This window comes from Shewanella sp. SNU WT4 (assembly GCF_006494715.1).
GTDB lineage: Bacteria > Pseudomonadota > Gammaproteobacteria > Enterobacterales > Shewanellaceae > Shewanella.
This window is the reverse complement of sequence record NZ_CP041151.1, coordinates 1240676-1261248: the sequence shown is the minus strand read 5'-3', so window position 1 is coordinate 1261248 and position 20573 is coordinate 1240676. Positions and strand designations below refer to the sequence as shown.

Below are 20573 nucleotides of genomic sequence, written 5' to 3'. Positions count from 1 at the left end.
AGTCTTTAAGAGTTAGCCTTGGCATCGGTCGATGCGCCGTTGGTAGCTAGTTTGCTAGCAGCCCAAGCTAAATGTTGTTTCAGACCAAGTTTGCGGCCGTAGAAGATGAAGATGGCCAGTGACACGATAAAGGTGGCACTTAAGGCGGATGGGTCAGCGCCGATTAAGGCGATAAAGCAGAACACACAAGCAATACCTGAGAACAACATCACAAAGCCATTACGAGTCGTCATGCCTTCATAACGGATCATGTTCACGGCTGAGTAGAAGTAAGGCAGCATAGTTAACAGCACGGCATCTGTGGTCAGAATATTAAATAATCCAGAGGCATGGCCATCGCCTGAGCTAAAGGCAGTAATTAACACCATCAGCACTGTCATCATGACTGACGCTAAGATTAAGCCTTTTTTAGCCACGCCATTTTTATCGGTTTCACCAAAGATTTTAGGGAAGTTACCATCAGCGGCGGCGCGTTTACCGGCCTCGCCCACTAACATCATCCAGCTACCTAATGAGGTAAAACAAGCCAGCGCAGTAAAGGCGGCAACAAAGGGGGCTGTCCAAGCGCCAAACACTTCTGTAGTCGCTAACGCAAATGGGGCGCCAGAAGCAGCAACTTCTGCGGCAGGGAACATACCGGCAATCACTTGAGTCGATAAGATATAAATCACGCCAGCTAAAGCGGTACCTAACATGGTGGCTAATGGCACAGTTTTACGTGGATTTTTCACTAAGCCAGAGGATACGGCGGCCGATTCCACCCCAACGAATGCCCATAAGGTAATAAGCACAGCATTAACAATGGCGTGTGAATCTGAAGTGTGTGAAGTGTTCCAGTTTTGGCTATACATCACAGGATCAAAGTGACCCCAACCTACCACGGCGACACCGATAATTGGCACTAAGATCAATACCAAGCCTAAGGTACATAAGCGGCTCACCCATGAGCCACCCAACAGGTTGATCAGAGTGAAAATCCATACCGCAGCAATAGTGGCAATCGCCGCAGGCACGGTTTCATTTAAGATAGGGAAGAACACAGATAAATAAGAAACACCGGTAATGGCAATCGCCAAGTTACCAATCCAGTTAGCATGGTAATAAAGCACGCCAGTTTGGAAACCAAAGGCTGGGGAAATTTCACCAGCATAAGCAATCGGGCCACCTTCTTGGGGGTTATTGGTCGCAAGACGTGCATACACAAAAGCCAAACTCATGGCACCCACAATACAGATAATCCAACTGTAGATTGAAATCGAGCCAACTTTAGCCAATGTGGCCGGTAGGAGTGCAATGCCACTCCCCATCATGTTACCGGCTACCACACCGATACAGGCAATTAAGCCAATCTTTTTACTTGTGGACATATTGTCTCCATCTTAGGTAGTCCCAAGTGATTGAGGTAGCGGTCTATAACATTACTAATCCGCTATATCTATGACTTGGTGGTTTGCTGATGCTGCAGCAATTAACTGCTAGCTAAGGGTCTGCTATTCGTTAAGCTTGCCAAGCACCAACCTCTTAAGGTGATAGCCTCTCCATAAGCGATTAATCATGGAGAATGCTGAATTCGAGACTTAGGTTACGCCGCGTCCACAAGACAATAAAATCATCATTCCCTCATTGAGCGAGAAATGATTTAATCAAGAAGATATCAAAGATTTATACAAATAAATCGATTTAATACAGCAAGTTATTTAATATATACTTTTTATCAAGAGGAAGTTTTAGCTGAAATAAAGCGGCGTGATAATTATCAAGGTGGCGCATATTGACCTATTTATGGGAAAGCCGCTGCGACCTAAACAAATCAAGGCTGGCGCAATAACTAAGTACCAATAAAGATAAAAAACCTCCAGATTCAATACTCAATTGCTAACCCTTCAATGCCTATTCCAAACCAGCAGCACTGAATAATAGTGAGCGGGACTCAGCAACCTATGGGAAATTTACAATACCAAGGAATTGCCAGCCTTCATCAACAAGTGTTGATAAATTAGGCGCCCGCCAGAATGACAAACAACAGATAGATTTAAGTGATGGATTTAAGCAATGGATTTAAGAGATGGGTGAGCGCATAAGCCAATAAGTAAAACAGGACATGCCTCGATGGCGGTCACTTCGCTAAGAATGGATTGCTCCTTAGCTAAATTTTTAGTTTTAAGCCGTTAGTTACCTGCCTTTAATCACAGCCATTGAATAACAATCCTTTAGTCACAGCCTTTAATTGCAGGTCTTGCTTGGCTATGCCAGCTATTCAAGGGCGGCGAGTATTGGGGCTGAGCCGCTCAGTTCGCTATGGCGGAATAAATGCTGACACAACAAATAAGTGCGCTCACTGGCATCTAAATAATACGCCTGTGAAAACGCTTCACTGGCCAATAATGGGTGACCTTGCTGATTAAGTTTGCCAAAAATAATATACCCAAGGGCAGTATATTGGCCATTGACATCTTGGCTGCGCGTTAAGGCATCGAGCACTTGATGATTATCTCCTTGATAGAGATGATACAAGGCAATGGCATCCCAAATTTCAGCGGTAAATGGCCCAGATTGCTGGCTAAAGGCTTGCCACAACGCAGCGCCGTAATGACTAAAAAACTCATCATCACGGCTGTCATCGAGTGACTGCATTTCAGCGCTGGCGATATAACGTTTTGCCAGTAATTCTAATTGCTGCGGGTGCTGACTAATGAGCTTATCGAGTATTTGAATACCTTTAGCCATATCAAAGCTTTGATCTTGATTAATATAGTATTGCGCTAATAAATACTGGTTGATTTGCTGACTACTGCTAAGCCAGTCGAGTCTCACTAATCCTTGCTGATCGGCATTAAGATGTATCCCTAAGCTATCGAGTAAATCTTGGCTTTCGCGTACAAGCACAGCAGCGACATTGGCATCATCAAGGCGCTCTTCACTCTGATACAAGTACCTTTGCGTCGAGTGACTGTACAAGCTAATCATCAAATAAGGCTGATGCTGCTTACTAATAATGTTAATCAGTAATTCTTTACCGCTGGCGGCAGTGTTGGCAGAAATCATGCGAGTGCGATAGGCGCTAAAACGTTGTAAATCTAGCTGTAATTGCTGACTAATACCGTAAGCCAGGTAGCCAAGTGACGGCGCAAATTCAGGGGCGACTTCGGTAGCGATAACGATTAAGCCATTATCAATTTCTGGCATCACATGATGCGTACTTTGATACAAGGCTAAATAGCCCACGACCACCACTAACGTGGTTAGAATCAATACGTCCAGTAACCTGTGCGCCACGTTATCAGCCAGTGCCCACAAGGATTTGAACCAAGAACGCCCTAAGCCTTCAGTACGATTAAAATCTGCCAAAGCGCGACTTAATGGCGCTGATGGAAATGGCGTAATTGCGGCGCAGCCAGCAGCTTCCTGATGTTTTGACGCTGCGCTATTAAGTTTATGGCAAGCATCATTTCGCTGATGATGAGCCTCGGCCGAGTTTACTTTCGCCTCGCCATCATTACCTTGATTGGCACTCAATCCATAAGTACTCATTCCATGACTATTATGCTCGGCTGTACCTTCGCAGCCGCAGTTAATCTCATCTAATTCATCAATCAAGGTGACCTGCGCGGCGAGCTTATAACCGCGCTTAGGAATGGTCACTATGATGTCGCCATGCTGACATTCATTAAGAATTTTACGCAGTTCAAACACTGACTGAGTAACCACTTGCTCGGTCACTACCGCGCCGTCCCACACAGCTTGAATGATTTCTTCGCGGGAAAATACCGTATCTGTATGCTGGGCTAAAAAAGCTAATAAGTTGACTAGCCTTGGCTCAATGCACAAGGTCTTATCCTGAAAACACAGCTTGCTCTCGCAAGTATGCAATATCAGGTCATTGATTTTAAATTTGAAACCAATCATTAGCCTATCCATCAGAGCCCAGCTGCCTAACAATAGAGTGCAGCAAAATTGGCGCTAATATACTTATTTCATCGCCGTAAACTAGACAAAAACCACTAAGTTGCGATCTCAAACGCTAGACTAACAAGGTTTAATCTGACGTCCACCTCGTCTATATAATTCAGCGACTTAACTTTAATGTTTGCAGAAAAACTGAGGGGGTATGATGAGTATTGCCGTACACGATAAGCGCACAAGCTAATGGTAATTTAACCCATTGATAATGAAGATGCGGCGGGAAATAGAAGTGGCGATAAAGCGCGTTCTGAATGACTTAGCTATGGATTAGCTATGAATTAGCAATGGCTTGAAAATGATTTACCTAGTTATGTGGCTTAGTTAAATAAGCCACATAACTCATCAATAAGCCACTTAGCCAGTGACAATCGCCAGCAAGCGCGTCATAAAATCCCGTAAGGCTTCTGGGGTATCAAAAGTAAAGGCTAGGCCATAATGGGTTTCGCTAATACCTTTATGCTGGCGCGTCGGAAAGCGCGTCATTTGCGCATTGTGATGATATTCATACTGGCCATTAACTCCAGCAATACCGGTTAATTCACTGGCAAACACTTCAAAGGCAGGGCGGATGACAATACAGGCTTGCTTACCTTGTAAGTGCAGATAAATAGGCTCCTTAGTCTGCGGCAGCATATATTCAGTCACATTATGGATGTTGAAATTACTACGGCAATTCAACTCGTTGAGCATGGCAGCTATCTGTGGGTGCGCTAAAGCCAATGATCTTCTCCTTAAAGGCTATTGGATGTGCTAGTTCGCAAGCGTAACAGCGTCATCACAATAGCAAACCTTGCCAAGCTTAACGAGTAAAACCGCCCTACCGCTTACATTTCAAGCAATTAGCGCTACATTTAATCTAGGCCATTAATAATAGCAAGTGTAGCCGACGCAAAGTTAGCCGCCAGCGGATGTTGATGATCGAAAATTAATCACCTCAAGTGATTGCGATCACACTTTTTTACCAATCTAGGCACTAATTTAATAGCAGTGATCATTGCAACGTTAACCCGTACAACTAAGGACATTAGATATGCGCTACCTTTATGCCATTCGAAAGGAAATTATATTTATTGTATCGATTCTTTCAACGGCGGCGCTATTAATCGTAATGACTGATTAACCATGCTTGGCTTTATCTCTTAGGTATCACAGGCGCACAATGAAGCGCCGATGATAAGCCTTTTCATTTACGCCAATTATTCACTGTTATTATCTGCGCTCTCATCAACACTTTTATTTTGCAGCGCTACGAATATCGCGTCGCCTATGGCGGCAATGGCTTGATTGCGCTGCTCCATGCTGGCAGTGGTTTGATGCAAGTAAATACTGATAAATACTGGTGCTTGTTCTGGCTGCCAAACCATAGCCACTATCCCTCTGGCGCCATAGCCACCTGCGCCGCTTCTATCGGCAATCAGCCAGCCTTGCGGCAGCGTCTTGCGCAATAAATCATTAGCTACTTGATTGTGTTGCAACCAAGTCGTGAGCTGCGCCTTAGCGCTCTCACTTAATACCTTAGCCGTGAGTAACTGCTGCCAAGTATGCACTACGGCTTTGGGGCTTGTGGTGTCACGTACATCCTCTGGCATACCTTGGTTAAGCTCAGGCTCACATCTATCAAGGCGAGTAATAGCATCGCCCTGCGCGCGTAAAAACTGCGTTAAGGCCACAGGTCCACCAATGGCATCAAGCACTATATTGGCGGCGGTATTATCGCTGCTAGTTAATGTCATCTGACAAGCATCATTGACGCTAATCGCCTGACCTATTAACGGCTCAGTCATGGGCGAATAAGTAATAATATCAGCAGCCTCAATTGTTACTTTATCACTTAGCTGCAAGCGGTTATTGTCGGCATCATAGAGTAATTTAGCGCAGGCCAGCATCTTCATGGTGCTTGCCATAGGAAAACGCTGCTCGTCTTGAAACCCCCAATACTGACCGTTAGCCGTATTAAGCACGGCCACGCCTATTTTGACTTGCAGCTTAGTTTGCCAATATTCAATCTGAGTTTGCAGATTAGCAGCTGGCGCGATTGAATCAGGCTCTTGAGTGACTAACTGACTAGGAGCTTGCGCCCATGCCATAGCTAATGGCTGCGCTAAGGCTAGCAATACTAATAATAAACGTGTCATAAGGGTCATCATGGCGCGTGCTCATCTTCTGTGAGTGGGGATAGTTAATTATTCTGCTGTTAAATTTCAACCGCTGTCGTTGCCGGCTTTTTACCTATAGCTAGCTGGGTGCTTACTAACAACTCCAGTTATGGCTAAGGATGTTGGCACTGATACTGATAAATAACGCAAACTTGCCGATAATTAGGCGGGCAATACTAGCATTATTGCTATATATGCCTCACATCCTCAACGACAGCGCTGCTAATCGACAAAAAATTGAGATCACGCCCACAAAAACACTAACCACACCAATAACGCATTAATTGGCCGCAGCAAGACATTGGTCACACTAAGGCGCTTTAAAATCATAAATAACTGGATCTAAAGCTAATTCAGCCCTATATTGCGCCTGTTTACCCGCAAGCAAATCGATAAACATCTTAGCCGCAACTGATCCTGTCAGTTGGGTTTCTTTTTTTTCTAAAAGAAGAAACACTAATTTCAGGACCATACATGCACAGCTCATCTTCTGCCTTAGCTCATACCCCGCCAGTCTCAGCACTAGCGCCAACTGCTTTACCTCAAAAAACGGCATTAATTAGCTTGGCATGCTTAATGGCAACTACTTCGGTAGGGCCTGGATTTCTGACGCAAACCACAGTGTTTACCAGCATTTATCAAATGGACATGGCTTTTCCTATCTTAGCCTCCGTCTTTTTGACCTTCGTGATTGTGATGAACTTATGGCGCGTAGTCGGAGTTTCTGGGCTGCGCATTCAAGATATCGCCAATAAGGTCACCCCTGGGCTTGGTTATGGGATTGGCTCATTACTGGCATTAGGCGCGGTCGCCTTTAACTTTGGTAATATCAGCGGCTCAGCCATGGGCATTCAAGTATTAACCGGCATAGACACCTTTTGGGGCACCTTAATCACAGGCGCTTTAGGTTGTTTACTGTTTGTGGCTCATCACGCCGCCAAACAAATGGATAGAATGGCGCGCTATTTAGGCATGCTGATGATAGTCCTGATTGCTTATGTCGCCTTGACCACTCAAGCGCCGATAGTGCCGACCTTAATCGCCGCCGTTTCCCCTTCAGATTTCAGCAGTCTATTTTTACCGACCTTAACTATCGTTGGCGGCGCGGTTGGTGGTTATTATACCGGCGCTCAGCGCATGGTGGACTTAGGCTTTAAAGGCAAAGATGCCATTCAATCCATCAAACAAGCCGCGTGGATGGGGATTGGCATTGCCGTGGTGATTCGAGTGCTGCTGTTTTTAGCGGTATTAGGCGTGATAGTTAAAGGCGTGACTTTGGATATGAAGAACCCTGCCGCTGACGCCTTTTTACAAGGCGCTGGCCAACTTGGCTACCATATCTTTGGCTTAGTCTTGTTTGTGGCTGCTATTACCTCAGTGGTTGGTAATTCTTACATGGCGATTTCACTGATTAAGACCTTAGTGCCAGCCATTGCCCGCCATGAGCGCCAATACTGCTTAGGCTTTATTGTGCTGACAACCTTAGCCACCTTAGCGGTTGATTTACCTTTGTTGCTCTTGATGTTAGCGGGATTAGTCAACAGCTTGATTTTACCTATAGTGCTCAGCGTCATCTTAATTGCTAGCACTCGCAAAGACATTATTGGGGATTATCAGCACCCTAAATATTTAACGGTAATGGGCATGATAGTAGTTGCCTTAATGGCCGCGGGCTCGCTCTATTCAGTGTCAGGCTTTATGCAAAAGTTCGCGGGCTAACGAGTTAAGCAAGAGTCGCCCAACTAATACTGAGCTTACGATTTAATACCGAGCATTAATGCTCGGTATTTTTTTATGCTAGGTATTTTTATGTTAGTTACAACTGATGATAGTTACGACTTATGGCATGATGTCTGATTAGACAAAGTGCACAAAGTTAATGAACAAGGAAATTCATGTCACTAAGTACGCCACAGCCACAACCCTCAATACAGTCACCCTCGCCAGCAGCGGGTCTGCCAAAAGCTGTACCCATAGCGTTTGTCATTGGCATTATCGTCTGGTCAACAACCCCGCTTGGGATTGTCTGGAGCAGTGAACAAGTCCATCCGACAATGGCGGTACTGCTACGCATGCTAATCGCCTTTATCTTAGGCGGGCTGCTGTTAGTGGTGCTGCGCATTCGCCTGCCCATCAATAAGCAGGCATTGCAGCTCTATGGCTATTCCACCATAGGCATAGTCGGCGGCATGTTACTCAGTTATTTTGCGGCGCTTTATTTACCATCAGGCACTATGTCGCTGATTTTTGGATTATCGCCATTAATGTCGGGCTTATTATCACAGTGGATTTTAAAAGAGGCAGGCTTTAGCCCATTAAAATTGCTGGCATTTTTTATTGCTTTTGTGGGGCTTGGGATAGTGTGTTTAGCCAATGTGGCAAACTCTCAAGGCAGCTTAATTGGCGTGGCTTTAGTGCTATGCGCCATGAGTCTATTTAGCTTAAGCGGCGTGTTGATAAAAACCATTAAGGTGCATATTCACCCATTAGCCACAACGGTTGGCTCCCTTGGCTTTTCTCTGCCGTTTTTTATGCTGGCCGCCCTGCTATTTGATGCCTCCATGCCCACCCTTGATATCAATAACCGCTCGCTGTGGGCGATTGTATACTTAGGGATTTTTGGCTCGTTAGTAGGCTTTATTGCCTATTTTTATATTTTGCAGCACTTACCCGCCAGCACAGTGACCTTAGTGACGCTAATAACCCCTGTCTTTGCCATTATGCTCGGCAGCCTCTTAAACCATGAGCCACTCACCTCGCAGTTATTGTTAGGCGCGAGCTTTGTGGTGGTGGGGCTTGGCCTGTTTCAATTTGGCCATTTACTCAGTGCCCGCTTACGGGCGCCGCAATCCTAGAGTGGCCATCATTGCACAACACCCATAAAAAACGCCCGCTAATTGCGGGCGTTGTTATTAGATAACGACTAATTAAAACTTGTAGTTAACACTGACGTTAAAATAGCGACCCGGTTGAGTAAAGTCTTCATACTCAAGGTTCATCGATTTATCCAGCAAGAATACTGATTGACCAGCCACATCGGCGTAATCCACATATTCTTTATCTAAGACGTTAAATACGCCAGCACGCAGATTCCAACTGTCATTAATTCGCAGACCAAAGGTTAAATCTAAAACCGCATAACCAGCGGTATCATAAACACTATTCCAATCTTTGGTCATGGCATCCAAACTAGGGATTCCAACAGGTCGGAACAGGTCTAGATCTGTGGTGCGATCCATCTTGTCTGCCCAACGAACCACAGTTCCAAACTCAGCTTCCATACCGCTAATATCTGTGTACCAAGAGGCACCGACATTACCTTTCAGTGGACTAATGCTGTTGAGATAATATCCTTTCTCATCAGTACCATAGGTGTATGAAATATTACTCCACAATTCAACTTCATCATTCAACCAATGATTAATTTGAGCTTCAGCGCCATACAACTTCACTTCATCACGATTAAAATATCGATAATTATACTTAAATGGAGGCTTGCTACCTTCAGGAACAAACTCCCAGTCAATAAAATCTTTAGCTAGGGTATAAAAAACGGTCAATTCATATCGCGTATCCGTATGGTTACCTCGAACACCTATTTCCCATGTGTGTGACTCTTCAGATTTAAGATCGTAATTGGCTTTAATCAATACATCAGTAGGACCTGCTTCAACTTCAAGTTCACCCCATTTTTGATCTGGAGTTGGCATCTTGTAACCATAGGCATACTGGCCATAGACACTGACAGAGTCAGATAGCTTGTAGACTAAACCTAACTTTGGCGACCAGAAACTGTCACGCATAGGTTCAAAATTACTTTCTACATAATCTTCTTCTAAACCGGCCTCGGCCTGCGCCTTATCTGGGGTGTTATTGAAATAGTCATAACGCAAGCCGCCGATTAAATTCAAATCACCATTCAGTAAAGTAACATCGTCTTGCACAAATACCCCGAGGCGCTGACTGTCGGTCTCGGCAAAAGTAAAGGGATGCACAATCGCCCCGCCCACATTATTAACGGTGCGGTGACGGGACATGGTTGAAAACTCATAGTCGAGACCATAAGTGATCTGATGACCATAGTTGTTGTTACCAATATACTTACTGAAGGTCGAATTTAAACCAATGCGTTGATCTTCAAAGGTATAATCACGAAGCTGGCTCAGGCCATACACTTGGCTTGGTTTTGTTTTCTTGAAATAATCTCTATGCTCTAACTGCTCAGTATTACCAAAGTAAGCGGTAACCGTCAGAATGTCGTGCATCTGGGTTGGCTTGTTTGACACTAGCTGCAAGGCGCCGTTAATCACTTGAGTATCACGGTCTGTATCGATATTTTCTTTGAGCGCGCCCGTCTTACTATCAAACTCATATTCCCAGCGCTTTAAGGTCTGCTCTAAATAATCAAGCGTCAGCTGCACTGAGGTGTAATCGTTAAAGTGGTACTTGCTCTTAAACAGCACACTGTCTTGCACTAAGTCACTGTCTGGCTGAGTGTCAAAATAGTTTGGCAGCTCTTCACCTTTACGGTGCTGATAACTCAGTAAATTTTCAAAGTTGCCGTAAGCCGCGGCGCTAGTAAAACCTGCGGTGTATTCATTGTTGATACCGGCGTAGCCTGCGTTCATCGACACATAGTAGTCTTCACCTAACAGGTAATCAGCCGCATCTTTAGTGCGCATGACGACTACGCCGCCGAGCGCATCTGAGCCGTACATGGTGGACGCTGCCGCTTTGACGACTTCAACTTGCTTTAAGCTTTGTACTTCCGTTAAGCCGCGACCTGTGCCTTCAGCGCCAGGGCCAAGCGGAGAGGCGTATTGGTTATTTACCCGCACGCCATCTTTAACCATCATCACGCGATTGCCACCAATGCCGCGAATAGTGATAGACGTGGATTTACCCGCCCCGCCCTTAACCGCTACCGATGATTGATTGCGAAAAATACTGCCGAAATCATTACTCATGTTGTTGTTAATTTCGTCTTCGTCAATCACCAAGATTGAGCCGGCTACTTGCTCAATGTTCTGCTCCATACGCGAGCCAGAAACCACTATGACTTCTTGAACTTGGTGATCATTCTTCGCTGATTTTTCAGTAGTTTCAGCAGCGGCAACGCTGGCAGCGTGAGCTTGAAGACTTAACGTTTGAGCGATAGCTAAGGCTAGTATGCTCAAGGACAACTTATTCATGAAATGGACACCCGCAATCGTTAATGAAAATTATTCTTAGTTAATGCGGGCATTGTATTGGGTTAATCTATTGGGTTCTTTTAGCTGGATCGCTTTTTTGCACATATAAGCATAAGACTTGGCGACCTTGCCCAAAAAATCAGCAGCGCAACTAAATTAGCGACCGACCGGTTGTTTGCCGCGGGCGTTAATCCCTGGGTAAGCCTTTAAATAAAAAAGGCGCCTCATTCGGCGCCCTTAAACTCACGGATTAACTTAAATCTGCGACTATCCGCGCTAAGACTCACGCGCGGGCAGTTTTTTAATCCAAAAACGCCGACTTACGTTTACGAGCAAAATGCAACTCACGGCCAGCGCGCCGCCAATCAAGGTGGAGCCGAGCACATCCACTGGCCAATGTAAGCCCAATAACATTCGGCTCAAACCCATAAGCACGGCCCACAAACTTAATATCATAGGTAGCACCACTAAGCCTGACGCCACTAAATAAAAACAGACGATTAAGCTAAATGACACCGCAAATTGAGTGTGGCCCGAGGGGAATGAATAACCCACCTCTTCACGCCACTGGCTCGCTATCCGCTCTGACATAGGCAATTGCCGCGCATGGGTAGCGATGGCATTGGCAAGCATGTCGGTGCGCTGCGTTAAGCTTTGCTCATAAAAAAAATCTGCATCCATTTCATCGCGATCGACAAACCAGCTTAAATTGGGACGCGGCTCTTTAAAATGCAGTTTTAATTCATGATTTAAGCCAATGCCAACCGCCTGACTGATGGCGACCGCTAACAATAACGATATCCACATGGGCCGAGTTAAGCGCGTTGCACTGTACATCAGCACCAACACGATAGTACCTATGCCATAAGGCGTAGTCCCTGACCAAGTGATCCAATACAAAGCCTGCGCCGGCCAGTCTTTAAGATCGAGCAAAGGGAACAATTGGGTTTGCTGCCACAGTAAGCCGAGCGGCAATAACAGCATTAACAGCCACATTACCGTTATATATCCCGAGGCTAGGCCTTGGTGACCAAAACGTGATTTCGTCATTGACTATCCTTTCGCTCAATGGCCTAAGGCCGAGTAGAGGCTAATTCCACATCATTTATGCTTGATTCAATGTTAGTGCCCATGACTTAAATCTAAGCACTTAAACCCAAAAGCTTATATCTAAGCACTTACACCACCAACAAAGCCAAGTGTGTCATCAAAGCACGTGAGTGTAGCTAATTTTGCTTGTAAGCCACAAAGTTCAAAGATTACATTTACTTAATCAAGATAGCTTGTTTTTCAATCACGTCCAACTAACGCTATTGCCGCGCAAAAGTTGGCAGTCAGCCAACTGGGGATTAGAATAGCGACTCATTAACTTTTGAAGAGAATTCTTATGCCGCATTTTCGTTGCCGCGCCATGACAGCTGAGCAAGTGCAAGCCTTATCGACCCCACTGGTAGATGCCTTAGGTGAGCTGATGAATAGTCCGCGTGCGCATTTTACTATCGAGCATATTCCTGCCAGCTTTTTTGCAGAAGGCGAAGCTATTGCCGCTTATCCTTTTATTGAAGTGCTGTATTTTGACCGTGGCCAACAAGTACAAGATGAGATAGCAAAAACGGTTACTCAATTAGTGCGTACTGCCATGAATAAGCCAGAGCAAGATGTTGCGGTGATTTTTACTAAGCTCACCCCAAGTGATTACTATGACAATGGCGCCCATTACGGCTAAGCCCATAGTTCATCACCAACCAATTCGGGCTATGTCCCGAATTGGTTAATCCCCCACAAGAAACTTAGGCGCCAGCGCTTAAATCCACAGAGCTTAAATGCCCAAGCCCCCAAGCCAGATAAAACTCTTAGCATTAGCCCCGCCTTGATTGCCAAACATAGTCTCGTGACTATAGATTAAGCTTAACCTTAGATGTCATTTCCCTCACAACCCCAAGGAATAACCCATGAAAATAATCGCATTCGGCGCCAGCAGCAGTCGTCACTCCATTAATAAACAACTGGCGAATTACGCCGCCCACTTAGTGACCGGCGCCGAGGTGGAATTACTCGATTTAAATGATTTTGAGCTGCCGCTTTTTAGCGAAGATAAAGAAAAAGAAATCGGCCAGCCTGATGCCGCTAAAGCCTTTTACGCTAAGCTTGGAAACGCTGATGCCATAGTGATTTCCTTTGCAGAACATAATGGCAGCTACACTGCCGCCTATAAAAATCTGTTTGATTGGACGTCGCGTATCAATATGAAGGTGTTTCAAGGTAAGCCTATGGTACTACTGGCCACATCGCCAGGCCCAGCGGGCGCTGCCAGCGTGCTCAGCTCAGCCATGAACTCCATGGGTTACTTTGGCGGCGTAATTAAATCACAACTGTCATTACCGGCTTTTTATGACAACTTTGATGTAGAAGCGGGGCAACCAACACAGCCAGAATGGCAGGAAAAATTCAACGCTGTCATGGCAAAATTAGCTTAACGCCAGCAGCTAATTTCTTACTGACAAAAAAACGGCAAGCCTAGACTTGCCGTTTTTATTTAACTGATTCACTCAGTAGGCTTAAGCCTTAGCTGCGTATAACTCTAGTTTTTCAGGGCTATATCTATCCATCACAATGGCGCACGCCGCATCACCAGTAATGTTGAGTGAGGTTCTGATCATGTCGAACACGCGGTCAAGGGCAAACAACAATGGCAAGCCATCAATCGGAATGCCTGCTGCAAGCAATACCGCGACCACTAAGAATGACGGGCCAGGTACGCCAGCTTGACCAATGGCGCCTAAGGTTGACGTAAAGATAATCGCAATATAAGCGGTCATGGTTAAATCAATGTTGTACATCTGCGCAAAGAACATAGCCACTAAGCCGTAGTAAATGGCGTTACCACTCATGTTAATGGTGGCGCCAAGAGGCAGAACAAAGGCGGTGGTCGCTTTAGAAACGCCAAGCTCTTCTTCACAGGTTTCCATGTTAACTGGCAAAGTAGCCATGGATGATGCGGTTGATAGCGCCATAACCTGCGGCTTTTTCATGGCCGAGATAAACTGACGGGCGGTAACTTTAGAGAAACACTGCACCATTAATGGGAAGAAGATAAAGCCATAAATCAGAATCGCCGCCACAAACACAGCAAATAACTTAAACACCACTTCTAACGCTTGGAAACCAAAGGTACCTACAGAGTCGGCCATCAAACCAAACACACCAATAGGCGCAATAATCATGACGCAGTTAATCATCCACACAAAGGCTTCAACGGTAGTGTTTAAGCCATTAATCAGCGGCTTGGCGCCATCGCCTTTCACTTTGGTCAGGGCAATACCAAAGAAGATACTGAAAACTAAAATTTGCAGTATGTTGCCGCCATATAAGGATTCAAACACGTTGGTTGGGATCATACCTATTAAGGTATCAACCACACCTGGCACTGTGCCTTGCTCGGCAGTGACTGTCATTAAGTCTTGACCGTGACCGGCGAAATCTACGCCGCTACCAGGCTTAAATACTGAGCCCATGACTAAGGCTAAAGTAACAGCTATGCCAGAAGTGACGAGAAAGAAGCCAAAGGAGCCTATGCCAATTTTACCGGCTGATGGGCTGTTACCTAAACTCGCGGCGCCAGCAACAATGGACACTAATACCAGAGGGATCACTAGCATCTTAACTAGGCTGATGAAAATCGTACCTAGCGGAGCAAACATAGAGGCGCTGTCGCCCATCATCATGCCGACTGCCGCGCCGATTATCATGGCGATCACAACTTGCACGCCTATGTTTTTAAAAAAACTCTTGTTTATCATGCTTACTCCCAAAGTTATCTCATCATCGATAGCTTATTTTTGTATTGGAGTAACCATAACATTCACCCATGGCGTTAACTGTGCACCATACCCGCAAAACGCCAAAAAATAGCTTTTCATCAGAAAAAACCAACTTATGGTGACAATTACTTAAAAATTTAGCGATATATCCAATAAAAACTCAGTGTTTACACTAAGTTCATCGCTATTTTTTAATTATCTTTATTTGTGTTTAATCTTTAAACAGTGATCTTCCCCCAAAATGGTTATAAGCACATTTTTTATACAGCGCAAACAAAGACAGGAGCCTAAGCTCCTGTCTGTTTACTTTATAACCGCGAGCTATGACTGCTGCGCGAGCATACGCCGCTGATTGCGACGCATCACAAACCAGCTTATTAAGGCGATAAGCGCCACCGTTAATATGATTAACGTAGCTAATGCATTGATTTTAGGCGTAACCCCCATTCGCACCGACGAAAACACCACCATAGGCAAAGTAGTAGCACCTGGGCCTGAGGTAAAGCTTGCTATCACTAAGTCATCAAGGGATAAGCTAAATGCCAGTAACCAGCCGGCTAATAGCGATGGCGCTATCATGGGCACTGTGATGAGCATAAAAGTCTTCATCGGTGTGGCGCCCAAATCCATGGCCGCTTCTTCAATGGAGCGGTCAAGCTCACGCAAACGCGACGACACAACCACGGCCACATACGCGGCGCTAAAGGTGGAATGCGCAATCCAAATAGTTAAGCGTCCACGCTCCAATGGCCAACCTAAAAAGTCCGCCATATGCACAAAAAGTAGCAATAGCGATAAACCGGTAATCACTTCTGGCATCACCAAAGGCGCAGTAATCATGGCTGAAATACTGGTTTTTACCCGAGAAGCGCGATAACGCGTCATCACCATAGCGGCCAGCGTGCCTAAAATTACGGCCATGGTTGCAGAGTTAAAGGCGATGACTAAGCTCGTCCACACAGCATCTAAAATCTGCTGATCGCGAAATAACTCGCCATACCATTTAACCGAAAACCCGCCCCAAATGGTCACTAATTTCGAGGCATTAAAGGAGTAGAACACTAAGATAAACAAGGGCGCATATAAAAAAATCACGCCGCCAATTAAGCCTAAGGTAGATACACTCACGCGCTTCATGACTTAGCCTCCAAACTTTTAGCTTGATAATGATTAAAGCAAGCAATAGGAATGGCTAATAAGAACAACATAACTACCGCCAACGCCGATGCCACTGGCCAATCTCGGTTGTTAAAGAACTCTTGCCACAAGACTTTACCTATCATCAAAGAATCTGGGCCGCCAAGTAATTCAGGAATAACAAACTCTCCAATGGCCGGAATAAATACCAATAAACACCCAGCCATAACGCCGCCTAAGGATAACGGCCAAGTGACTTGCCAAAAGCTAGTGAACTTATGGGCGCCAAGGTCGGCCGCCGCTTCCAACAGACTCTTATCTTGGCGCGCCAAATTGGCGTACAAAGGCAAAATCATAAACGGCAGATACGCGTAAATCATGCCGATATACACGGCAATATCGGTATTTAAGATTTCTAACGGCTCTGAAATCGCGCCAAGATATAGCAATACCTGATTGATTAAGCCGTTGTGGCTAAGTAACCCCATCCACGCATAAATGCGGATTAAAAATGAGGTCCAACTAGGCAGCATCACCAGCAGCAATAACATGGCTTGGCGCTGCGGCGAGGTTTTGGCGATGGCGTATGCCATCGGATAACCCAGTAACAGGCAGCCGAGCGTGGCCACGAAAGCCATCTTAATCGAGCCAAAATAGGCCTCAACATAGAGGCTGTCATCCAGTAGCAGCAGATAATTGCCAAGATTCATGCTCGCAGTCAGTATGTCATCCATAAAGCTGAACATCGGCTCATAAGGCGGAATGGCCATGGCCGCCGATGAAAAACTGATTTTGACGACTATGGCAAAGGGCAAGGCAAAAAATAACACTAGCCACAGGTAAGGCAAGCCTACCGCGACCAGTTGCCCTAAACGCCTAAGTTCACGCGGCGCCATCATGAATTAAGTACCACGGCGCTAGTGTCATCCCAGCTGATATAGACGTTATCATCCCAAGTAGGTTGGTCAGCACCGCGCTCACGGTTGAGCATAGAACACTGCACTAACTGGCCATGAGCCAAGCGAATGTAGTACACAGAAATACCGCCAAGGTAGGCGATATCATGGACTATGCCCTCGGCCCAGTTATAGTCTTGCTCGGGCTTAGTTTTACTCACTAAGGTTTTTTCTGGGCGCACCGCTACCCACACTTGCCTGTCGTCCAGCTGAGTGGTGATACCGTGGCCAAGATAAAATGGCTGCGCTAACGCTGGTGATTGAATAATCACATGGTCGGCCATGTCTTCAATAATCTCGCCAGCAAACATGTTCACTGAACCAATAAATTCGGCCACCATGCGACTGTTCGGGCTTTCGTAAATATCTTGCGGCGTGCCGGTTTGCATTACCCAGCCATCACTCATGATGGACATGCGCCCCGCCATCGTCATGGCTTCTTCTTGGTCATGGGTCACCATCACGCAGGTCACGCCAACACGTTCAAGAATTTCAACCACTTCAAGCTGCATTTCGGTGCGCAGTTTTTTATCAAGCGCGCCCATGGGCTCATCTAACAATAATAATTTAGGGCGTTTAGCGAGCGATCGCGCCAAGGCGACACGTTGGCGCTGACCACCAGATAATTGATGCGGTTTACGTTTGGCAAACTGCTCCATGCGCACCAGTTTTAGCATTTCTTGCACGCGGGCAGTAATTTGCGCTTTGGGCAACTTATCTTGCTTTAGGCCAAAGGCAATATTTTGCTCCACCGTCATATGGGGAAATAACGCATACGACTGGAACATCATGTTGATAGGACGCTCATAAGGAGGGAGATCGGTAATGTCTTGACCGTCTAAAAAAATGCGCCCTTCGGTGGGTTGTTCAAACCCGGCAAGCATACGCAGCAAGGTAGTTTTACCTGAGCCTGAGCCGCCTAATAAAGCAAAAATCTCACCACGTTCAATCGATAACGACACCTCATCAACCGCGCGGCAGCCATCGAACACTTTAGAAACTTTTTCAATTCTTAATATCACATCAGTGGCACTCTTTGATGCAGACAAAGGTGCCACTACCGACTTATTTTGAGTCATAACGTATCCAGATAAAAAAGGCCAGCGCTGGGCTGGCCGAAAGTAATGTGTAGGCCGAATCTTAGAGTTAGCGTCCCGATTTAACTCGCGTCCATACCCGAGTCATATCGCGCTGCGCCTTTAAATCGCGGGTTTCATTCATAAACAATTTGGACATCACATCCGCGGGCGGATAAATGGCGGGATTATTTTTAATCTCAGGGTTCATTAAGGCTTCGGCTGGCACGTTAGCGTTAGCATAAGCCACATAATCTGAAATCTTGGCGATAACATCTGGGCGCATCAGGTAATTGAGTAACTGATGGGCGTTATCACTGTTTTGTGCGTCGGAGGGAATCGCCAACATATCAAACCATAAGTTAGCGCCCTCTTTGGGAATGGCGTAATGCACATCTTGACCTGTGCTCGCTTCATCGGCGCGGGCGGCGGCTTGGAAAATATCGCCAGAGAAACCAAAGGCCATACAAATATCGCCATTGGCTAAGTCAGTCACAAACTTAGATGAATGGAAATAACGCACATAAGGACGCACGCTTGCCAGTAAATCACCGGCTTTTTGATAATCGGCGCGCGAGGTGGAATTTGGATCTAACCCCAAATACAGCAAGGCGTGCGGGATCATTTCATCCGGTGAGTCCAAAAATGAAATACCGCAACTGGCGAGCTTTTGCGCATTGGCAGGATCAAAAATCAGCGCTAATGAGTCTACCTTGGCATCGCTGCCTAAGGCTTGCTGCACTTTGGCTAAGTTATAGCCAAGGCCTGTGGTGCCCCATAAATACGGAATACCGTATTGATTGCCAGGATCGGCGGCTTCAAGCTGCTGCATCAATACCGGATTAAGGTTGCTGTAATTGCTGAGCTTAGATTTATCCAGCGGCATAAAGGCGCCAGCTTGGGTTTGTTTGGCTAAAAAGTGATTGGTAGGCGCCACTAAATCGTAACCGCTGCGACCTGACAACAACTTAGCTTCTAGCACTTCGTTACTGTCAAACACATCATAAATGACGCGAATGCCAGTTTCTTTTTGAAAATCCTGCAATACACCAGGCGCAATATAATCAGACCAGTTATAAACGCGCACCACTTCTTCGGCGTGGATAGCTGCACTCGTTAACGATGCAATTAAGGCCACACAACTCACAGTCAATCTCAGTAGCTTCATGCTTTACTCCTCATAAAACCACCCGGAAATACCGGTGACAACAGGTTAAACAAGCTAAGGCTTAACCAAACAATTTGGGGGCGCGTAATGTATCACGATTGGCGTAAAAGTCAGCGCGCAAGCCTCATTAATTTGAGCTAATCGACTAAATTGCCATCAATTTATTGCAATCCTTGCCAGCATGCTGGCTCGGCCTAGGTGATACTCGCCCGTGTGCTGACCCATTAGCCGCACGCATGAGTCAAGATGCGATTCAAAGGCTAGTGACTGATAGCCTAAGCGTAAGCTTGAGACTTGCTCACTTACAACACCAAGTTATGTAAGGCCTTGATTCGAGATAACATCAGATAGCGCAGAGCGCGACCTAAGTCGCAGTTTATTGCCCAAAAACCAATTAGGCTGACTTGGCTAAGTCTGTAATATTACTTGCCTTTAAAGAATGGATGCGGCACAAATAACTATACTTTCGCAGGCAACCGCCGACTTGTAGGAGCGCCACTTATGGATATTGCAATCAAGACCGTCCTTATTATCATCGGCTTTTATTTGGTTTATAAGCTCATGTTTGGCGGCAAATCGGGATTAACTCTGTTTGAAATGCACTTTAAACAAGGGCGGCTGACTAGCCATAAAGGTAAAATTCAGGACAAGTTTGAGCGCGAAGCCCGCGCCATAGCCAAAGCTGAAAAACTCACCTGCACCATCCGCGCCGAGCGCTCTGGCAGTGTGCGCCTGCATATTTCCGCCAATGTCAGTGATGATGTCAGCCAGCGCCTGCGTAATTTATTCCCGTTTGAATACTATGAGCGCAAAGACGCTGATAATGGCCGCCGCGCCTAGCCTCTAACATAGAATCACTAACCACGGCTTGTAGCATTCACAAGTACTCAGGTGTGTTCGCACCATAAGGTTCGTACACACATTAGCGCTGCCGGCTGCTATCGCTTGTAGATCTAACTCGTCAGTTTCGGATTAAAATTTCTATGGGTTTAACGCCTTGTTAAGGGGTGAACAACGCAATACAAAAGCCGCCGCATACCACCTTAATCACCAAAACCAACGCATAGTGAAAATGCCAAGCGTGGGGAATCACTCTTAAATTGT

General features: G+C 45.8%; 17 protein-coding genes. 5 read left to right on the top strand and 12 right to left on the bottom strand.

Going from position 1 to position 20573, the window contains the following annotated elements:
• Nucleotides 1-5 precede the first annotated feature (5 nt).
• The 5 genes from cadB to FJQ87_RS18675 all read right to left on the bottom strand — a co-directional run bounded on the left by cadB (nucleotide 6) and on the right by FJQ87_RS18675 (nucleotide 6675).
• Nucleotides 6-1367 (bottom strand): cadaverine/lysine antiporter, encoded by a 1362-nt coding sequence (gene cadB / locus FJQ87_RS05755; RefSeq protein ID WP_140931416.1) that lies wholly within the window; start codon nucleotides 1365-1367, stop codon nucleotides 6-8.
• Nucleotides 1368-2253: 886 nt separating this feature from the next.
• Nucleotides 2254-3906 (bottom strand): winged helix-turn-helix domain-containing protein, encoded by a 1653-nt coding sequence (locus FJQ87_RS05750; protein WP_168195147.1) that lies wholly within the window; start codon nucleotides 3904-3906, stop codon nucleotides 2254-2256.
• A gap of 411 nt (nucleotides 3907-4317) precedes the next feature.
• Nucleotides 4318-4683 (bottom strand): hypothetical protein, encoded by a 366-nt coding sequence (locus tag FJQ87_RS05745; protein WP_168195146.1) that lies wholly within the window; start codon nucleotides 4681-4683, stop codon nucleotides 4318-4320.
• A 476-nt stretch (nucleotides 4684-5159) separates the two neighbouring features.
• Nucleotides 5160-6098 (bottom strand): class A beta-lactamase, encoded by a 939-nt coding sequence (gene bla, locus FJQ87_RS05740; RefSeq protein WP_168195145.1) that lies wholly within the window; start codon nucleotides 6096-6098, stop codon nucleotides 5160-5162.
• A 331-nt stretch (nucleotides 6099-6429) separates the two neighbouring features.
• Nucleotides 6430-6675, bottom strand: coding sequence for a hypothetical protein (locus FJQ87_RS18675; protein ID WP_168195111.1), 246 nt, complete (start codon nucleotides 6673-6675; stop codon nucleotides 6430-6432).
• A gap of 20 nt (nucleotides 6676-6695) precedes the next feature.
• Between FJQ87_RS18675 and FJQ87_RS05735 the strand changes: the two genes are divergently transcribed.
• Nucleotides 6696-7838 (top strand): divalent metal cation transporter, encoded by a 1143-nt coding sequence (locus FJQ87_RS05735; RefSeq protein WP_240778847.1) that lies wholly within the window; start codon nucleotides 6696-6698, stop codon nucleotides 7836-7838.
• A 176-nt stretch (nucleotides 7839-8014) separates the two neighbouring features.
• On the top strand, nucleotides 8015-8974 hold the full coding sequence (locus FJQ87_RS05730) for a DMT family transporter (protein WP_140931406.1): 960 nt from the start codon (nucleotides 8015-8017) through the stop codon (nucleotides 8972-8974).
• 72 nt (nucleotides 8975-9046) lie between these two features.
• Here FJQ87_RS05730 and FJQ87_RS05725 read toward each other — a convergent pair whose 3' ends face one another.
• A complete protein-coding gene (locus FJQ87_RS05725) occupies nucleotides 9047-11311 on the bottom strand; it encodes a TonB-dependent hemoglobin/transferrin/lactoferrin family receptor (RefSeq protein WP_140931404.1) in 2265 nt (754 codons plus the stop codon).
• A gap of 276 nt (nucleotides 11312-11587) precedes the next feature.
• Nucleotides 11588-12361, bottom strand: coding sequence for a phosphatase PAP2 family protein (locus FJQ87_RS05720; RefSeq protein WP_140931401.1), 774 nt, complete (start codon nucleotides 12359-12361; stop codon nucleotides 11588-11590).
• 337 nt (nucleotides 12362-12698) lie between these two features.
• Here FJQ87_RS05720 and FJQ87_RS05715 point away from each other — a divergent pair, with 337 nt between their 5' ends.
• Both FJQ87_RS05715 and FJQ87_RS05710 read left to right on the top strand, forming a co-directional pair.
• Nucleotides 12699-13037: a DUF1904 family protein gene (locus tag FJQ87_RS05715; protein WP_140931399.1), complete on the top strand. Its 339-nt coding sequence runs from the start codon at nucleotides 12699-12701 to the stop codon at nucleotides 13035-13037.
• A gap of 226 nt (nucleotides 13038-13263) precedes the next feature.
• The gene (locus tag FJQ87_RS05710; RefSeq protein WP_140931396.1) at nucleotides 13264-13788 is read left to right on the top strand and encodes an NAD(P)H-dependent oxidoreductase; all 525 of its coding nucleotides are present in this window, start codon (nucleotides 13264-13266) and stop codon (nucleotides 13786-13788) included.
• An 81-nt stretch (nucleotides 13789-13869) separates the two neighbouring features.
• On the opposite strand, the gene FJQ87_RS05705 is transcribed toward FJQ87_RS05710, so the two are convergent.
• From FJQ87_RS05705 to FJQ87_RS05685, 5 genes are all read right to left on the bottom strand, one after another.
• A complete protein-coding gene (locus FJQ87_RS05705; protein WP_140931393.1) occupies nucleotides 13870-15111 on the bottom strand; it encodes a dicarboxylate/amino acid:cation symporter in 1242 nt (413 codons plus the stop codon).
• A 342-nt stretch (nucleotides 15112-15453) separates the two neighbouring features.
• Nucleotides 15454-16269 carry an ABC transporter permease subunit gene (locus FJQ87_RS05700; protein WP_140931390.1) on the bottom strand — a complete coding sequence of 272 codons (816 nt, stop codon included), beginning with the start codon at nucleotides 16267-16269 and terminating at the stop codon, nucleotides 15454-15456.
• Nucleotides 16266-17168 (bottom strand): ABC transporter permease subunit, encoded by a 903-nt coding sequence (locus FJQ87_RS05695; RefSeq protein WP_140931387.1) that lies wholly within the window; start codon nucleotides 17166-17168, stop codon nucleotides 16266-16268. Before FJQ87_RS05695 ends, FJQ87_RS05700 begins: the two co-directional genes overlap by 4 nt.
• Nucleotides 17165-18304 carry a polyamine ABC transporter ATP-binding protein gene (potA, locus tag FJQ87_RS05690; RefSeq protein ID WP_140931383.1) on the bottom strand — a complete coding sequence of 380 codons (1140 nt, stop codon included), beginning with the start codon at nucleotides 18302-18304 and terminating at the stop codon, nucleotides 17165-17167. Before potA ends, FJQ87_RS05695 begins: the two co-directional genes overlap by 4 nt.
• 67 nt (nucleotides 18305-18371) lie before the next feature.
• Nucleotides 18372-19469 carry a polyamine ABC transporter substrate-binding protein gene (locus FJQ87_RS05685; RefSeq protein ID WP_140931380.1) on the bottom strand — a complete coding sequence of 366 codons (1098 nt, stop codon included), beginning with the start codon at nucleotides 19467-19469 and terminating at the stop codon, nucleotides 18372-18374.
• 501 nt (nucleotides 19470-19970) lie between these two features.
• Here FJQ87_RS05685 and FJQ87_RS05680 point away from each other — a divergent pair.
• Nucleotides 19971-20309, top strand: a complete 339-nt coding sequence (locus FJQ87_RS05680; RefSeq protein WP_140931377.1) for a DUF3634 family protein — start codon at nucleotides 19971-19973, stop codon at nucleotides 20307-20309.
• Nucleotides 20310-20573 lie beyond the last annotated feature (264 nt).

Excerpts from the sequence above, each read along its gene's own strand:
- FJQ87_RS05725 (WP_140931404.1), bottom strand. The coding sequence starts at position 11,311 with ATGAATAAGTTGTCCTTGAGCATACTAGCCTTAGCTATCGCTCAAACG.
- cadB (WP_140931416.1), bottom strand. The coding sequence starts at position 1,367 with ATGTCCACAAGTAAAAAGATTGGCTTAATTGCCTGTATCGGTGTGGTA.
- FJQ87_RS05715 (WP_140931399.1), top strand. The coding sequence starts at position 12,699 with ATGCCGCATTTTCGTTGCCGCGCCATGACAGCTGAGCAAGTGCAAGCC.
- FJQ87_RS05695 (WP_140931387.1), bottom strand. The coding sequence starts at position 17,168 with ATGATGGCGCCGCGTGAACTTAGGCGTTTAGGGCAACTGGTCGCGGTA.
- FJQ87_RS05750 (WP_168195147.1), bottom strand. The coding sequence starts at position 3,906 with ATGATTGGTTTCAAATTTAAAATCAATGACCTGATATTGCATACTTGC.
- FJQ87_RS05705 (WP_140931393.1), bottom strand. The coding sequence starts at position 15,111 with ATGATAAACAAGAGTTTTTTTAAAAACATAGGCGTGCAAGTTGTGATC.
- FJQ87_RS05720 (WP_140931401.1), bottom strand. The coding sequence starts at position 12,361 with ATGACGAAATCACGTTTTGGTCACCAAGGCCTAGCCTCGGGATATATA.
- FJQ87_RS05735 (WP_240778847.1), top strand. The coding sequence starts at position 6,696 with ATGGCAACTACTTCGGTAGGGCCTGGATTTCTGACGCAAACCACAGTG.
- FJQ87_RS05710 (WP_140931396.1), top strand. The coding sequence starts at position 13,264 with ATGAAAATAATCGCATTCGGCGCCAGCAGCAGTCGTCACTCCATTAAT.
- potA (WP_140931383.1), bottom strand. The coding sequence starts at position 18,304 with ATGACTCAAAATAAGTCGGTAGTGGCACCTTTGTCTGCATCAAAGAGT.
- FJQ87_RS05680 (WP_140931377.1), top strand. The coding sequence starts at position 19,971 with ATGGATATTGCAATCAAGACCGTCCTTATTATCATCGGCTTTTATTTG.
- FJQ87_RS18675 (WP_168195111.1), bottom strand. The coding sequence starts at position 6,675 with ATGCCGTTTTTTGAGGTAAAGCAGTTGGCGCTAGTGCTGAGACTGGCG.
- bla (WP_168195145.1), bottom strand. The coding sequence starts at position 6,098 with ATGACACGTTTATTATTAGTATTGCTAGCCTTAGCGCAGCCATTAGCT.
- FJQ87_RS05685 (WP_140931380.1), bottom strand. The coding sequence starts at position 19,469 with ATGAAGCTACTGAGATTGACTGTGAGTTGTGTGGCCTTAATTGCATCG.
- FJQ87_RS05700 (WP_140931390.1), bottom strand. The coding sequence starts at position 16,269 with ATGAAGCGCGTGAGTGTATCTACCTTAGGCTTAATTGGCGGCGTGATT.
- FJQ87_RS05730 (WP_140931406.1), top strand. The coding sequence starts at position 8,015 with ATGTCACTAAGTACGCCACAGCCACAACCCTCAATACAGTCACCCTCG.